The 14776-nt window shown below is 42.0% G+C and carries 17 protein-coding genes and 1 tRNA gene; 5 read left to right on the top strand and 13 right to left on the bottom strand.

Annotation, left to right across the window (positions count from 1 at the left end; translation table 11 throughout):
• Positions 1 to 143: 143 nt before the first annotated feature.
• The gene (gene pyrH / locus AACH20_RS03000; protein ID WP_338504024.1) at positions 144 to 848 is read left to right on the top strand and encodes a UMP kinase; all 705 of its coding nucleotides are present in this window, start codon (positions 144 to 146) and stop codon (positions 846 to 848) included.
• Positions 849 to 852: 4 nt separating this feature from the next.
• On the opposite strand, the gene AACH20_RS02995 is transcribed toward pyrH, so the two are convergent.
• The 10 genes from AACH20_RS02995 to AACH20_RS02950 all read right to left on the bottom strand — a co-directional run bounded on the left by AACH20_RS02995 (position 853) and on the right by AACH20_RS02950 (position 9516).
• The gene (locus tag AACH20_RS02995) at positions 853 to 1302 is read right to left on the bottom strand and encodes an MscL family protein (RefSeq protein ID WP_338504022.1); all 450 of its coding nucleotides are present in this window, start codon (positions 1300 to 1302) and stop codon (positions 853 to 855) included.
• 27 nt (positions 1303 to 1329) lie between these two features.
• Positions 1330 to 2499, bottom strand: a complete 1170-nt coding sequence (locus AACH20_RS02990) for a hypothetical protein (protein ID WP_338504020.1) — start codon at positions 2497 to 2499, stop codon at positions 1330 to 1332.
• A 31-nt stretch (positions 2500 to 2530) separates the two neighbouring features.
• Positions 2531 to 4162, bottom strand: a complete 1632-nt coding sequence (argS, locus tag AACH20_RS02985) for an arginine--tRNA ligase (protein WP_338504018.1) — start codon at positions 4160 to 4162, stop codon at positions 2531 to 2533.
• A 45-nt stretch (positions 4163 to 4207) separates the two neighbouring features.
• Positions 4208 to 4366 (bottom strand): hypothetical protein, encoded by a 159-nt coding sequence (locus AACH20_RS02980; RefSeq protein WP_164999857.1) that lies wholly within the window; start codon positions 4364 to 4366, stop codon positions 4208 to 4210.
• Between the two features lie 86 nt (positions 4367 to 4452).
• Positions 4453 to 4890: a hypothetical protein gene (locus AACH20_RS02975; RefSeq protein ID WP_338504015.1), complete on the bottom strand. Its 438-nt coding sequence runs from the start codon at positions 4888 to 4890 to the stop codon at positions 4453 to 4455.
• Between the two features lie 141 nt (positions 4891 to 5031).
• The gene (locus AACH20_RS02970; RefSeq protein WP_338504013.1) at positions 5032 to 5418 is read right to left on the bottom strand and encodes a hypothetical protein; all 387 of its coding nucleotides are present in this window, start codon (positions 5416 to 5418) and stop codon (positions 5032 to 5034) included.
• Positions 5419 to 5480: 62 nt separating this feature from the next.
• Positions 5481 to 5660, bottom strand: coding sequence for a hypothetical protein (locus AACH20_RS02965; RefSeq protein WP_129634555.1), 180 nt, complete (start codon positions 5658 to 5660; stop codon positions 5481 to 5483).
• Between the two features lie 51 nt (positions 5661 to 5711).
• Entirely contained in the window at positions 5712 to 6107 is a 396-nt protein-coding gene (locus tag AACH20_RS02960) for a pyridoxamine 5'-phosphate oxidase family protein (protein ID WP_338504010.1), read from the bottom strand.
• 14 nt (positions 6108 to 6121) lie between these two features.
• Positions 6122 to 7099, bottom strand: a complete 978-nt coding sequence (locus tag AACH20_RS02955; protein WP_039327939.1) for a ribonucleotide-diphosphate reductase subunit beta — start codon at positions 7097 to 7099, stop codon at positions 6122 to 6124.
• Between the two features lie 14 nt (positions 7100 to 7113).
• On the bottom strand, positions 7114 to 9516 hold the full coding sequence (locus AACH20_RS02950; protein ID WP_338504006.1) for a ribonucleoside-diphosphate reductase subunit alpha: 2403 nt from the start codon (positions 9514 to 9516) through the stop codon (positions 7114 to 7116).
• 198 nt (positions 9517 to 9714) lie between these two features.
• Here AACH20_RS02950 and AACH20_RS02945 point away from each other — a divergent pair, with 198 nt between their 5' ends.
• Positions 9715 to 9849, top strand: a complete 135-nt coding sequence (locus AACH20_RS02945; RefSeq protein ID WP_338504004.1) for a hypothetical protein — start codon at positions 9715 to 9717, stop codon at positions 9847 to 9849.
• A 4-nt stretch (positions 9850 to 9853) separates the two neighbouring features.
• Here AACH20_RS02945 and AACH20_RS02940 read toward each other — a convergent pair whose 3' ends face one another.
• Together AACH20_RS02940 and AACH20_RS02935 are read right to left on the bottom strand one after the other, a co-directional pair.
• Positions 9854 to 10855, bottom strand: a complete 1002-nt coding sequence (locus AACH20_RS02940) for a hypothetical protein (protein ID WP_338504002.1) — start codon at positions 10853 to 10855, stop codon at positions 9854 to 9856.
• A gap of 60 nt (positions 10856 to 10915) precedes the next feature.
• Positions 10916 to 11005, bottom strand: a tRNA-Ser gene (locus tag AACH20_RS02935).
• Between the two features lie 78 nt (positions 11006 to 11083).
• On the opposite strand from AACH20_RS02935, the gene AACH20_RS02930 reads away from it, so the two are divergent.
• The gene (locus AACH20_RS02930) at positions 11084 to 11878 is read left to right on the top strand and encodes an ABC transporter ATP-binding protein (protein WP_129634543.1); all 795 of its coding nucleotides are present in this window, start codon (positions 11084 to 11086) and stop codon (positions 11876 to 11878) included.
• A complete protein-coding gene (locus AACH20_RS02925; protein ID WP_338503997.1) occupies positions 11875 to 13086 on the top strand; it encodes an ABC transporter permease in 1212 nt (403 codons plus the stop codon). The genes AACH20_RS02930 and AACH20_RS02925 overlap by 4 nt, the downstream gene beginning before the upstream one ends.
• A 1-nt stretch (position 13087) precedes the next feature.
• Here the strand turns inward: AACH20_RS02925 and AACH20_RS02920 are convergent, their stop codons facing one another.
• Positions 13088 to 14128, bottom strand: coding sequence for a bifunctional phosphoglucose/phosphomannose isomerase (locus AACH20_RS02920; protein WP_338503995.1), 1041 nt, complete (start codon positions 14126 to 14128; stop codon positions 13088 to 13090).
• A gap of 77 nt (positions 14129 to 14205) precedes the next feature.
• Between AACH20_RS02920 and AACH20_RS02915 the strand changes: the two genes are divergently transcribed.
• The gene (locus tag AACH20_RS02915; protein WP_338503993.1) at positions 14206 to 14718 is read left to right on the top strand and encodes a hypothetical protein; all 513 of its coding nucleotides are present in this window, start codon (positions 14206 to 14208) and stop codon (positions 14716 to 14718) included.
• Positions 14719 to 14776 lie beyond the last annotated feature (58 nt).

The raw sequence follows: 14776 nt of genomic DNA, 5'->3' as shown, positions 1-14776 counted from the left end.
CGTAAGCGTCTTAGCTTTTTCTTGTCTAGTTTGTCTAACTTAAAAAACGAATATTTGTATAGCAAAATCGCAATTTGTATTACACTGCCGCCTCCCTTTTGCATTTATGTTATTTTTCAAGCGCGCTATGATACACTGGTGTCATGACAAAACGCATCCTACTCAAATTATCAGGTGAACAACTTCAAGGCGAATTCGCCAGCGGCTTTGACCCAAAACGCGCTCGCTGGATTGCCGAACAAATTCGACCAGCGCTGGACGACGGGGCTGAAATTGTAATTATGGTTGGCGGCGGCAATTATGTTCGTGGCAATCAAATTATCGGTCACGGAATTCAACCTGTTTCCGCACATAATATCGGGATGCTTTCTACGCTAATGAATGCAATTGCTCTAGCTGACGTATTAAATGACGCAGGACTGCCAACTCGCGCATTATCTACGGTTGAAGTCAATCAATTTATTGACCACTATACTTTCCGACGCGCCATTAGCCATATTAAGAAAAATCGCATCGTTATTGTGGCGTGCGGCACTGGTCGGCCGTTCTTGACCACCGATACTGCAGCCTTAAACTTAGCACTAGAAATGCAATGTGACGCCGTAATTAAAACGACAAAGGTTGACGGAGTTTATGATAAAGATCCTATGAAATTCCCTGACGCCGTAAAAATTGATCATTTATCTTACCAAGAAGCCCTGACAAATCCTAACATTGCCGTTATGGATAAGGCGGCAATTGGACTAGCAATGGACGAACATATTCCAGTTGTAATTTGTGATTTGCTTACAGACGGAAATATTCTCCGCGCAACCCGCGGAGAATCAGTAGGCACGCTTATTAGTTAAGGTTTTAATCCTTTTTCTTATCTAATTTATCGAGTTTCAAGAAGTGAATGATTGCATATACAACAAACGCAACGGCTATCAACGTGATTAACGAGCTAACAAATGCGCCGTATAAAAACTCACCTTTACGTCCAGCAACTTCAACTGTGAATGAAGCTGATTGTAACCCTTGCTGAGAACCAACAACCAGCTGCACTAGCGGATCAATAAATGCTGTTACCAATTTTTTCACAGTATCACCAGCTGCGGTACCGATTGCCAAACCAACCGCCATACCGACGACGCCCTGTTCGCGAATAAAATTAACAAATCCAGCCATGTGAGTATCTTTTATAGCTGCACTTACAATTTTCTTCTCTTTAAGAGCGGCAACTTTCGCCGCGGCTTTTACGCTCTTCGAAGCTAATTTCTTAGCTGATACTTTTGAACCTTTAGTTGATTCTGAAGATTTCATAACTATAAAACTCCTTTTATTAGATATTTATTCACTAATTTTATCACAGGTAGCATCGCACACAATCGAACCAGCAGCCTTCATAGACCTCAGCAACTTTTCGGCAACCCTTAACTTCCCCACAGCCAAGCTATCATACTTAGGTTTACTATTGATAATTTCCTTATACAACCTAATTGCCTCATTTAATAAGTTAATATCCCTATCATGTTTAGCTACTTTACGCACAACATCAGGAAGAAACAGCCTGTTCTTTGAAGAATCTCCCGACAACAAACTATCATTTACCACGGACGCTACTTGAACAGCCAAATCACCACTGCCTTGTTTTATTAATTCTCTACATAATTTATCCGCTTCTTTCAAATCATTCCGAGAATCAACATCCAAATATATACCAGACAAGTCTACTATTTTATCCGCAGCCTCTTTATATCGCCCATTCAACTGATCAATTCGAGCATTATATTCATCTAGCAATAATAATCTACCTGGAATAGACGGCAGAGTAAGCATCTGTAGTCGTGCATTTCTTCCGTAGCCATCTCGATATTTTATACCATCCGAGAACATCAACCATTCTCGTCGAGCTACAAAATCACCTCTATTAACAGACGAGGGCAATTTCTGCAATAATAAATCTGTATATAAAGTACTATTAGCCCTGAGTTCACCACAATACAACTGCTCAACCGGATCTATTCCATCAAAGCCAATAGCGTCAGTCATTTCACAGCGCAACTCCTCTGTCAAAACATCTATTATAAACGACCTATTACTACTACGATCAAATAGTGTGATGAACGTGTGTTGATTTGCGTAACTAATAAAATGTTCAATTCCTAACTTTTCTAAACATTCTGACGCAACAATTGTATGTCCATAACAATTAGCAGCTTCGTCTTTGGCGATGTTTACTGCTTCAAGCGGACTTGAAAAATTACCCGTTGACCTAAAATAAAGTGTTTCACGAACAAGCTCTGCAACAGATTTAGCCGCTTCCGCTACATCATCAAACGTCTTATCTGACTTTTTGTACACATTTTTTATGCCACAAAGCTTCTCTGACTCTAATAAGAGTTCTCGCTTAATGCCTCTTTTCTCTGCTATATCACTTCTCGGAGTTAATAATTGCGATGATAAGTATTGATTGCATCTATCTTGACGTTTATCCGACTGCTCGCCTCGCTCATTCATAAAGGCATATTATATACTAATATAGTATATTTTACAACCGTTCTGGTGCCACGATTCCCAAAATAGCCAGTCCAGCCTTAAGAATGTCGGCGTAAATTGCCACGATTCCTACGCGGTGCGCCTCTTTGTCACTACCAATAACCTGATTTTTCTCGTAATATCGATTGAATTCCTGAGCCAATTCAAACAAATACGTACAAATGTAATGAGGCTCCAGACTTTCCTTAGCGCGATCAACCACGTCCACATACTCGCTCAACTTTCTGACCAGCATCTTATCTTCGTCAAACAACTCTGTCGGAAAGGCAATTTCTTTATCGGATTTAGTTAAAATGCCTCGCGCTCGAGCATGGGCGTATTGCAGGTAGCTTCCCGTATTTCCCGTCAAACTTACCGCGTCATTAATATCAAATATGACGTCACCGCCGATCTTCACTTTCAAGAATTGATAACGAAGCGCGCCAGCAATCACGTCGTCGGTTGGCTCACCACCAGCATTTTCAATTGCCTTCTTAAACTCATCGAACAGCCAGCCAATTGTAACAACCTCACCCGTTCGCGAACTCATCTTTCCAGTTGCCAATTTAACAAAGCCAGTCGCGTAATTGAACAATTTTCCCTTCAAAACCGGAATCGACAATTCACTAGCCGCAATCACGCCACGGAAGTACGCTGCTTGCTCCTCGGCGTTTACTGTAATCGATAAGTCCAAATCTGGGTAATCCTTATACTTCAACTGAATTAATCCCATATCATGCGCGCCATAAAGGCCATTGCCATGAGATCCAATAAACACGTTATCAAACGCGCCGTATTTGCTACCCTTAAAAACATACGCACCGTCAGATTTGGTAAACACCTCTGGAGTTTTCTCTTTAATCAAAGATTTTCCCAATTCTTCAGTTTCGCTCTCAACGTAACGTCGCTCAATTGGCACGTTTCCAAGTCGCCCAACATTAGAGTCAATTTCGTCAAAACTCCAACTTTTACAGATTTCGTAAACTTGTTTATATAGTGGATCATCCAAGACGAATGATTGCTTGGCTAGTTCATCAATTTCTGCTTTCGCCTCTGGAGATTCTTTCGCCGCACGCGCACCTTCAACGTACATGCGACTCATAAATTCATTTCGCTTATCAGCTGGGATTTCGTTCAATTTATTCACATCGCCGTCAATCTCACGCAAAATCGCCCACATACTTTTACCAACATGTGTTCCGACATCACCGTGATAACTCACTCGATGCACAATTGCGCCATCAACCGCCAACAAATTAGCCATCGTGTCCGCCAAAATCGCATTCAAAGCGTGTCCGATATGCATAGCCTTAAATGGATTCGGACAATTGGTTTCAATTACAACCGTCTGACCGGCGCGCTTCGTCGTTGGCTCTTTTTTCAAAGAATTTAGAACGGATTGATCGCTCAGCTTTACATTGATAAAACCTGGACCAGCCACGCTTACTTCACTAAACTCCTCTTCCTTGCGCAGATTTTCAGCAATCATCTCCGCAATTTCACGCGGATTTTTTCCCAGCGGCTTAGCCAATTGCAATGCCACATTTGTAGCAAAGTCACCAAACTTCGGATCAGGACGCGTCAATTGCACTGATATATCTTGATCAAAAAGTTGCTTCACTACTTGAGAAATAATCTGTTCCATACTGTCCAGTATACAACAGAGGTGGATTATTATCTAGCTAAATCCCTACGCTGTTTCATCAAGTTCTTCCAGTTCCAGACTTAATTTCGTCGCCGAACTTGGGCTAGATCCTTTCACGTGTTGCAATACGTAAGTCAACGCCGACATATCGTCTCGACTCAATACGCCTTCAGTAAGTCCGTGAATATCTTTTTCTTCAGCCATTTTATTCCTTTTTGTTTTAATTATTTATATAGTGAAATGATATCACATTATTTTTATTTTGTCAATAACTAGAACCTTGCGGACACTTACTTAGCTTTATTTTTATCTGATCGACGCTTATATTCTTCTGCTATAACCCTACCTATTTCGCTGTCTTTTAAGTACTCTTTGCATGACGATAATAAACACTCGGATGCAGCAGAATCCTTCATATCTAGCGCCTTTCTATATGAATTGCTAAACGCCGCAAGCATACCACCCTCATCTTCCATGACCCTAATAGTAAGTTTCTTGTCCTCTGACGATACGTAAACAAATATCAAGTCTGCGCCAGATTTCAATGCCGTATGAATCGCTGCAGAGCCCATTTCACTGCGAGGCTTTGAGCCTACTGAGTCATCCGCTGAATATCCAGCCAAAACCAAAGATCCACCATCCTCAACAAATTTAACCGCTTCTTCGTAATGGTCTGTTGAAAAGTGAACTGGTTTTTTACTCTTTTTATCTACCCATTCATATGACACACCAAAAAAGTTTTTAGCGCCAAACGCAAGATACTGTATTGTATAGCCTCTAGGTTGATTCCGCCAACACCCTTCTTAATCCAATCTCTATTAGTCGACGCTACGCCAATATTAATTTTGTTCAACAAAGACGCCAAATAACTAGCCGTAGGAACATCTTCTCCATTGAAATGTGTTGGCGGCTATAACACTTCCCTTACCTTCTTCTTTAACCCTTTTAGCGGCTTCAATTAAGATATCTTCGCCAATTATTTCAACTTCCTTTTTGCCATGCATTAAGCCCATCAACAGCTTAAGTCCAGAGGAAAGACGAACGTCTGTTTCTGGCAATCCCAATTCTTCTCCAGCTGCCTCAAGTTTTTCTACCGCTGAATTGTTAGTTAATCCAAAAGGTTTGCCGTACTTTTCTCGTCTACCACACACCCATTTCTTGAGAGAACCAAGCGCAACCGCCAGAGAAAAACCCTCTCTCTGTGGCTCAATTTCTTTCATAGCCTCAGATCCTGAAAGAGTCTCAATTGTTTTCATGATACTCTTAATTATACAACATAATTGGCTATGCTGTCAATAGTAAAACGCTGCTCGAAACTCTATTCGCAACCGTCACAAATAGTCAAACTTGCTGGGTCAACTGGTGCCGCAACAGTGCCGTTCGACTTTGCTTGATCATCAGCCGCTTCCTGCGCCGCTTTAAGAGCTGCGTCAATGGCGCTCAATTTTTCTTCCAAAGTCATGTCATCAGTAATAATCTGATTTGCGTTCATTTTCATTTTCCCCTATATTTAGTAGTTACTTAACTAATTTTACGCTAGATATAGTGCTTATGCAATAAAATGCAGCCAATTGCCCGTTGTAGTTTTTTCATCAAGTTCACCAATCGGTGCAACGTATATTTGCGGATTTTGACAACGTGGCATAAAATCAGCCAACTTCTCTTTATAAGCTGCCATTGCCGCCTCTTTTTCAGATTCTGGAAGTTCAGTCACGTTAGTTTTTAAGAAAACTGCTCGCTTTTTATCATCCCAAACCACAAATTCTGCCTTACCGTTTCGAAACGCATTCTCCGAATGGCGCGCAGTCGGCTCTGATATCCAAACTATCGAATCACCCAATCGTGCAAAATGTATTGGTGTCACCAGTGGCGTCCTATCAGAATTAACAGTAGCCAACGCACCAACTTCGACTGTATCTAATATTTCTTTCGCTAATTCGTTCATATCATCAACTCCCATTACTTCGTGGTATTAACTTCGTAACTAGTGTTTGTGCTTTCAAAGAAATTCACCAATTCCAGCGTATCATTGGCAGCTGCCATCCATTTAGCTGGATTTGGCACGTTATATTCAGGCTCAAAACCTAATTCTTGCAAGCGACGGTCGGTCATATGCATAACATACTGATTGACATAATCAGCATTCAATCCCAAAATTCCCTTTGGTAGCATATCCTTATTGTAAGCCTTCTCAAGCTCCACTGCCTGCAGAATCAAGCCACGAATTTCTTCTGCAAATTCCTGTGTTTGCAATTCTGGGTTCTCGTCCAAAATTGTCAAAAGCAAATTGATACCAAACGTCAAGTGAAGATTTTCATCGCGAGTAATCCAGTCCAGTAGCGAGCCAACGTTGCGCAACAAATTACGCTGGCGGAAACTCATACCAACCATAAAGCCTGAATAGAACCAAATTCCCTCAAGCACGATGTTATATGCTACCAATGAACGAACAAAATCTTTCTTACCTTCCAGCGAATAAATATCCAAATTCGGATCAAGCATCACATCCAAATGCTTATTCTGGAAGTCAGCTTTGTCGGCTAATGATTTTTTACCAAATCCCGCAGCATAAATTTCCTCGCGATCAAACGGAAATGTCTCAATAATGTATTCAAACGTCATAAAGTGGTTAGCTTCTTCCCACATCTGTTTCGACAAATATAGTTGAGCTTCCGCCGCGTTCACGTATGGATAAATACCAAACGCCAATGATTTATTGATCAATAACTCGTTTGGGTTCAAATAGCTAATCACTGTTTTTAAGGCGTGTTTTTCATCATCTGACAATTTTTCAAAATCTGCCAAATCTTGGACTAATTGAACTTCGTTTGGAAACCACGTGTTAGCCACTGCTTGATTATAAAGATCATACGCCCAAGGGTAACGAATTGGGTGAAGTGACAATCCATCGCGTAATCCTGAACCTAAAATTCCCATCTTAATTTCCTCCTTTATTTATTAATTTTCGCAAATCCAAATCCGCGCACTTTACTATTTGTACGGACTTTTTGTTCTGCAATTTTATCAACTGAAACCGTCGTTTGCTCCGACTGATGACGCGGCTTAACGTGTAGATAATATGTCGTTTTCAAGCCACGCTTCCACGCTTCTGAATAAATCTTCACATATTCATCAATATCTCGCGTCTCCAGGTACATATTTCGAGAAATCGCCTGATCCACCCACTTCTGAGCCCTGGCTGCCACTTCAATAAATGCGTACGGACTGAGCTGGAAGCTTGTCTTATAAACATCCTTGATGTTTTGCGGAATGCCGTCAATATCTTGAATATCGCCTTGAGCTGCAAAAATCTCATCTTTCAAATCATCCCACAGACCAAGCTTCTTCAAATCGCGAACTAAATTATGGTTCACTTCCAAAAACTTACCATTCAAAGTCGAGCGACTGAAAATCTGTGCAAATTGCGGATCAATTCCAGGAGTCGTTCCCGCCACATGCCCAATATTAGCCGTCGGCGCAATTGCCATAAGAGTCGCATTTCGCATTCCCTTCTTCACCTTCTTTCGCAAACTGTCCCAGTCCAGTCGCGTCTTTTGGTCTATTTTCACCTTCACGCCGCGATCTTTCGACAATTTATCAACCGTATCAATCGGAAGAAGGCCCTTGCTCCAGCCGCTACCCGCGAATGTTGGATAACTACCCAATTCCTTTGCCAAATCAGCCGACTGGTCAATCGCGTGATAGCTAATGAACTCTGTCAATTGATCAACCAAATCGTAAGATTCTTTTGATTCGTAGCAATAGCCCAACTTCTCCAATACGTCAGAAAGACCCATAATCCCGAGGCCAATTGCTCGAGTTTGTTGATTCGAATGCATCGCTTCTGGAATTGGCGTTTGAGTGATGTCGCACAAATTGTCCAATTGTCGCACTGCCGCACGAGCCGCTTCTTTCAATCTATCCCAATCCCAAGTTTTATCCTCACCGAGAAATGCCGACAAATTAATGCTCACCAAATTACACGTCGCAATATTATTTTTATCCTGCGGTAATGTAATTTCCGTACACAAGTTACTGAGGTGAATTGTGCCCGTATTGTTATTTAATGCTCGCACGTTAATCGTGTCTTTCCAAGTCAGCCACGGATGTGATGTCGCCTGCAAACTAGTCAAAATGCGCTTAAATTGCTGACGAGCTGGAACTTTATCAAACGCACGCAATTTTCCAGCTTCTGCCATCTTGATATATTCTTTATATCGCGCCGAAAATTCTTCGCCGTATAATTCCGTCAAATCTGGAGTTTCCGCTGGATCAAACAAATACCAATCTTGATCTTTTTCTACTCGCTTCATAAATTCGTCAGAGATAAATACCGCGGTATTTGCAAATCTGGTTCGTAGATATGGGTCGCCAGAGTTTTGACGAAGATCGATAAATTGATCAAAATTAAGGTGCCAGTTTTCCATGTAAATTGCAGCTGCACCAGCCTTTTTTCCCTTACGAGAAACCGCAAACAGCGCCGTATCAATCATCTTCATAAATGGAATTGGTCCAGTCGATTCAGTGTTGGTGGTTTTAACTGGACTGCCAGCTGCGCGTAGCTTTGTAAAACCAATACCAATTCCGCCCGTGCCTTTAGCAATCCACATTGTGTCGCGAACAGCCTTAGCAATTGACTCCATATCATCATCGACATTAAGCAAGAAACAGTTACTGAGCTGTGGGAACGAACCGCCAGCATTAACTCGCGTTGAGCCACCCGGAACGTATTCCAAATTACTCATGTGATTATAAAACTCAATCGCTGCAGTGGTCGGATCAGCCTCGTTGTAACTAAGCCCCATAGCAATTCGCATGTGCGTAAACTGAGGCGTTTCAATTGGTGAGCCGTTTTGCTTACGAAGAGCGTAGCGGTTTTTATTGGTCACCACACCCAAATATTTACTCAAATCATCACGCGCTGGATCAAGTTCCGCCGCCAGCTTTTTCAGATCAAATCGACCGTCAGCCATGCGATTATCCAACAATCCTTCTTTTACTGCCGACTTAACGAACTTCGGAAATTCGCGCGCATGAAGCTTTTTCAATTCTTCCGCCGTCTCATAATCGCCCAAAATCTGCTTATAGACAGTTTTCAATAATAATCGTGCCGCGATTTTATCATAGTCTGGGTCGTCTTTAACGTTTTGTAAAACTGTTTGAATGACAGCCTCGTCTAGTTGTTCGGTCGTAATTCCATCAAATAATGTCAATTGCAATTCAGTCGCAACTTGAACGACCTTAGAAATTTGGTCCGGCAAACCTTCGCATGCTTTTAAAATAGCCGTGTTAATTTTATTTGCATCAAACGGCTCTTTTGTTCCGTCGCGTTTGACTACGTTAATTTCTTTCACATACCCTCCTTAATTTTCCCTCTTAAAAACAAACCACCAGCACCTCATCTGGTGGCTTATCTTCGTAGCTTGTGTTTTTGTTTATTTATGGGCTCGCTATATATATAGCGTACAATAATAACTATAGCCGCTATATCTAGTGTTTTGCAAGCTATTTAGTAAAAATTACAACCTATTTTTGCTATAATCAGATACGGTATGAAATTTGCAGTCGAGATTGAATACAATCCAGACAGAGCTCTCACAAAAGCCATCGAGAAAGCCCAGCAGCTTGATACGTACGTCGTTATTGCTGGGTCGTTTTATTTGGTGAGTGAATTTGCGGCAAGGTAGATCATTATAATGTTCGGAAGAATTTAACAAAAATATCTTCTAGCTTTTCCTGCTGAGCCACACCGCTTGCCATAAATTGTTTGACACCAGGCGTTGCGTTTACCTCTATTACGCCGTATTCGCTATCTGATTGCGTAATATCCTTACACGCCAAATCAACCCCACATATTCGTAAATCAAAGATTCTTGCCACCCTGACAGCTAGATCTCGCCACCGCTGATGCATAACTTCACCGACATCAACTGGCATTCCTCCTGCTGATAAATTTGATATATCCATCAACCGAACATCTGTGCCTTCCGGTATAATATCGGTCATAGACAGACCCATTTTCTCTAATTTATTCATAATTATAGGTAGCTGTCTTTCAAAATGTATATCTCTACCAGAATCTACCAAGGTCTTATGTTTCAAATCAATTAGCTGTTCTAAATTACTTACTCCATCACCCTTAACAGAAAAAGGTCGTCTCTCATAGGCACTAACTACCTCATCATCAAAAACCAATATACGATAGTCAGGCATTTTTAATTCTTCTTCAATGACAGCTACTTTAACACGCTCCTCGTTATACTGATTAAGAAGCTTATCAAGTTCTTCAGCGGTTTCAACTCTAGCTACACCAACTCCTTGAGAACCTCTGCTAGGTTTAACATAGACAGGAAATCCTAAAGATTTATCAATATAGCCAAGGGCTTCTTTTGTGTCACGCATAGAGTGATTAAACTGCTGACGGTCTGATTGACGCAACATATCCGCCCACCAAGGTAAAAGAAATTCAGAACCTCTTGCACAATCTATGCCATTTTCTCTAAGCAAAAACTTTGTATACCCCTTATCATTAGCTAATTGCTCTGCACTTCCTGAATTAAACCCAGGATCATGTCCATATAAAACTCTGTGTTCTCCAGAATTATACTCAATTGACGCCACATACCCATATTCAGGTTCGACAATAATATCTTTTATCTCTGGTAGCTTACCAGCATTATATGCGTCTATCAAAATATTGATTAAGTACGTATAATGTTTTCTTGTTTCTATAATACCCTCTCAAATATCTCTTGGCGGAAGGAGAGGGATTCGAACCCTCGAACAGATTGCTCCGTTACACGCGTTCCAGGCGTGCCAGTTCAACCACTCCTGCACCCTTCCTTGTTGATAATTATACCACAATTTTATTATCTCTTATGGTTGCACTTAATAACATTCATTCTCTATAATAAGTCAAAGATGAAAGAAACTATTCCACCACGCATTAGACTTGTTAATGTCACTAAAAAATTTGGCTTTGGTGATGCTGAGATTCGCGCCTTAGATAACGTCGATTTAACCGTTAAAAAGGGTGAATTTATCGCTATTATGGGCCCAAGCGGCTGCGGAAAAACTACTCTATTAAACACCCTTGGACTATTAGACCAGCCGTCAGAGGGCGAATATTATCTGGATGATGTCGCTGTCGACAATCTCAGTTCGCGACGACGCGCCAAAATTCGCTCCAAACACATCGGCTTCGTTTTCCAGAATTTCAATCTTATCCCTCGCCTGACTGTAATTGAAAACGTAGCATTGCCGCTAACGTATAAAGGACTCGGGAAAGTTAAACGACTTCAAGAAGCTAGCCGCATTCTGAAAACTTTTCATCTGGGACAACGCGAATATTACATGCCACATCAATTATCCGGCGGTCAGGTTCAGCGCGTAGCAATTGCTAGAGCGCTGGTTAATAGCCCGTCAATTATCTTAGCCGATGAACCAACAGGAAATTTGGATAGCAAATCGAGTCATCTCATTATGGAAGAATTGTCCGACCTACATCGTCGCGGCAATACTATAATTATGGTTACTCACAACCCAGAATTGACTCATTATGCCAGTCGCGTCATCACCATGCTGGACGGAAAAATCGACACTGACGAGCATAAGGAAAAGCGCAAGTTCACTAAGAAGTTAATTGTAGACGACGAAAAAGAAGAAAAACCTAAGAAGCAAAAGTCTTCAAAGAAATCGAGGGCGAAAAAATCGTGAAAATATTAGTAAAAAATCATTTTGAAAACGCTACTCAGGCGCTACGAGCTAATCGTGGACGAACATTTTTGACAATTGTAGGCGTAGCTATTGGCATCGCCAGCATCACCATGGTTCTATCTCTAACTGGCGGATTTAATCACCTATTAGGCGACAATTCCAACCAATCATCTGCTCCTGTCGCTATTGTTAAGTCTGGCAATCAAAAAGCCATCCCGAATCTACTGACCGAATCCGACAACACGACGACAGTCAACACATTGACTGAAACGGACGCCAGGGATATAGAAAAAATTGCCAATACAAAAGCTGCGCCAATTGCATTTCTGCACGCCGAACTGCGCGCCCGCGAAGGTAAAGTCGATATCCAAAACGCCGCGTTAATCGGCAGTACGGAATCGCTAAAAGACGTCGCTAATTTGCAAATTGCTACTGGGCAATTTATTAACGACATCGGCGGAGTTGTCGTCGGTCAGCAATTGTCGGTCGATTTGTTCGGCACCGAAAGATCCATCGGAAACGTTATTTACATCCGAAATCAACCATTGACCGTTGTTGGCGTGTTGAAGAATATTGAAAATCAAGCCAGTTATTTGGACGTGAATTTTAATAACGCCGCCATTATTCCATTGTCTGTGATTAAAAAATTCACCCAAGGAACGCCGCAGATTCAGCAAATCATCGTAACTACCAAAGATTATAAAAATCTCAATTCAGTCATAAAATCGGCTGACGATATTTTGAAGAAGAATCATGATAGTGATAAGAATTATCGAATCGTTTCCGGTGAAGAGATAAACGAAAAGAAGTCTAATGTCGCGAGGTTTCTCTCGATAATCTTAACTGTCATCGGTATTATTTCTCTGTTAATCGGTGGAATAGGCGTTATGAACGTGATGCTTGTCAATGTCGCCGAGCGCCAGCGTGAAGTCGGCGTCAGACGAGCCGTCGGCGCCACAGGCTGGGATATCATCAATCAATTCTTAATCGAGGCAGCGATCATCGGATTCCTCGGCGGAATATTGGGCTATGGATTAGGCTTGGTGGGAGCTTATATTGCCAGCTTATATTTACCTCTCACACCTTATATTTATTGGCAAACAGCCGTCTTATCAATTGGACTATCAATAATCATCGGCGTAATTTCTGGCGTATATCCAGCAGCCCGCGCCACCAGACGCGACCCAATCGAATCTCTACGATATTAAATTAACTAAGTTCCGCTTTCAATTTTTCAATCAACTGAACTGGACCAGGATTGACTCCATTGAGAATGGCTGTGTAAATACTAGCCGCGTCAGCCAGCACCAAACCCCACAGTAATTGTTCCATAAGCGTCTTTCCTCGAAGTTCCAGTACGTGCGCTTTTGGTCGCTTGCCACTTAACAGTCGGTCGCTCAGCTCCATTCGCTCGCGGATTCTGTCCCGCTCCAAATTGCTACGAATATCAAAAACCGTAAACGGCTTTTCTACTGGATGCGACGACCAGCCGATAAACTCGTTATGATTAAATTCTGGATATTGATTCGAGAACGCCAAATTCTTCGCCGATTCATTCCAGCTGATCTTCCATTTATACGCCAGCGGCCAAGTCAGTTCACCGCCAAAAACAACCAACGTCTTGCCAATTGTTAATTTCGCAATCTGCTTCGCCAAATTATCAGCTTCTGGCGTTTTGGCTGTCCAATTAGATATCTCGCCCGCCAACCAATCAGCGCTATTTTTCACCTGATCGTACAAATCATTATCAATCACCCAAAAATGTTGTAATAGTTTCAATAATCCTCGCAAATGGTAAACCGTCGACATTCGTGGCTGCGCGCCAGCTGGAACTTGAGCGTAAGTTACATTGTCATTTTTCGCTCGCTCAATCAACGCTCCACCAATCGACATAGCCGCCAGACATGCCTTCTTTTCCAATGCTTGCTGATAGCAACTCAGAGTTTCCTCGGTATTGCCCGAATGACTAACCGCAATAACCAACGTTTCCTCGCTCACGAACCCCGGCAAATCATAGCCCTTCACCACTTCAAGTGGAATATGCAACCAGCCCGCGGTCAAAACTCGAACCATATCAGCCGCTAAAGCCGAACCGCCCATTCCCGCGATCACAATATTCTTGAAATCTCGACGCTGGTTCGCGCCTTCGTGGATCGACACCTCATATCGAGCTTGTTCTGGGATATTCAAAACGCCGCTCAAAACGTCGCCTGGATCATATTGTTTTATCACATTCATATCATCTAACATCTTGCGCTCCTTTGTTAACTCATGTTATAGTGTAACATATATAAGCTTAAACAATTTAATATATAAGGTGGGTTATAATGGATTCTCAAGCTAATCAATCATTCAGTGACGACCAAGAACTGGCTAAGGTATTAGCTGGCGTATCACAAAATACAGACAATAATTTACAGTTCGAAGAAACAAATGCTACAGCTTCACCTGTAATTAATCCTGCAACCATCTCACCGGATCCTGTCGCTACGGATCAAAACGATGAGCCTGCTATTGATGATATAGCGAAGCCTGCCGCTCCAGAGTCAGTTATGCCAACTCCAACAGTCAGCACACCAGCTCCAGCTGCAGCCGCAGATCCTACGCTTGATACGATTAAGCAAACTGCCTTGAACGAGTTGCGTCCATTAGTCGACAAGCTAGATGTTTCTCCAGAGGAAAAGTTTGACACTTACCTATTACTTCTTCGTTCTACGGACGATAAAACTCTGATCGCACCAGCACACGACGCTGCTGTAGCTATTGTCGATGAAGCTCGCCGCGCACAGGCTCTACTGGATATCATTAAAGAAATCGACTACTTATCAAATCCTCGATAGTCCATTCCTCCAAAATAAAAACCCGCCATTTTCGGCGGGATTTTTATTGCTCGGGGCA

The organism is Candidatus Minimicrobia sp. QA0096 (assembly GCF_963967315.1).
GTDB lineage: Bacteria > Patescibacteriota > Saccharimonadia > Saccharimonadales > Saccharimonadaceae > Nanosynbacter.
The sequence above is the reverse complement of the archived record's forward strand: the minus strand, read 5'-3'. Positions and strand labels throughout refer to the sequence as shown.

What these genes read in the sequence shown, in the direction of transcription:
- pyrH (WP_338504024.1), top strand. Translation starts at nt 144, where the DNA reads ATGACAAAACGCATCCTACTCAAATTATCAGGTGAACAACTTCAAGGC.
- AACH20_RS02995 (WP_338504022.1), bottom strand. Translation starts at nt 1,302, where the DNA reads ATGAAATCTTCAGAATCAACTAAAGGTTCAAAAGTATCAGCTAAGAAA.
- AACH20_RS02990 (WP_338504020.1), bottom strand. Translation starts at nt 2,499, where the DNA reads ATGAATGAGCGAGGCGAGCAGTCGGATAAACGTCAAGATAGATGCAAT.
- argS (WP_338504018.1), bottom strand. Translation starts at nt 4,162, where the DNA reads ATGGAACAGATTATTTCTCAAGTAGTGAAGCAACTTTTTGATCAAGAT.
- AACH20_RS02980 (WP_164999857.1), bottom strand. Translation starts at nt 4,366, where the DNA reads ATGGCTGAAGAAAAAGATATTCACGGACTTACTGAAGGCGTATTGAGT.
- AACH20_RS02970 (WP_338504013.1), bottom strand. Translation starts at nt 5,418, where the DNA reads ATGAAAACAATTGAGACTCTTTCAGGATCTGAGGCTATGAAAGAAATT.
- AACH20_RS02965 (WP_129634555.1), bottom strand. Translation starts at nt 5,660, where the DNA reads ATGAAAATGAACGCAAATCAGATTATTACTGATGACATGACTTTGGAA.
- AACH20_RS02960 (WP_338504010.1), bottom strand. Translation starts at nt 6,107, where the DNA reads ATGAACGAATTAGCGAAAGAAATATTAGATACAGTCGAAGTTGGTGCG.
- AACH20_RS02955 (WP_039327939.1), bottom strand. Translation starts at nt 7,099, where the DNA reads ATGGGAATTTTAGGTTCAGGATTACGCGATGGATTGTCACTTCACCCA.
- AACH20_RS02945 (WP_338504004.1), top strand. Translation starts at nt 9,715, where the DNA reads ATGAAATTTGCAGTCGAGATTGAATACAATCCAGACAGAGCTCTCACA.
- AACH20_RS02930 (WP_129634543.1), top strand. Translation starts at nt 11,084, where the DNA reads ATGAAAGAAACTATTCCACCACGCATTAGACTTGTTAATGTCACTAAA.
- AACH20_RS02920 (WP_338503995.1), bottom strand. Translation starts at nt 14,128, where the DNA reads ATGTTAGATGATATGAATGTGATAAAACAATATGATCCAGGCGACGTT.
- AACH20_RS02915 (WP_338503993.1), top strand. Translation starts at nt 14,206, where the DNA reads ATGGATTCTCAAGCTAATCAATCATTCAGTGACGACCAAGAACTGGCT.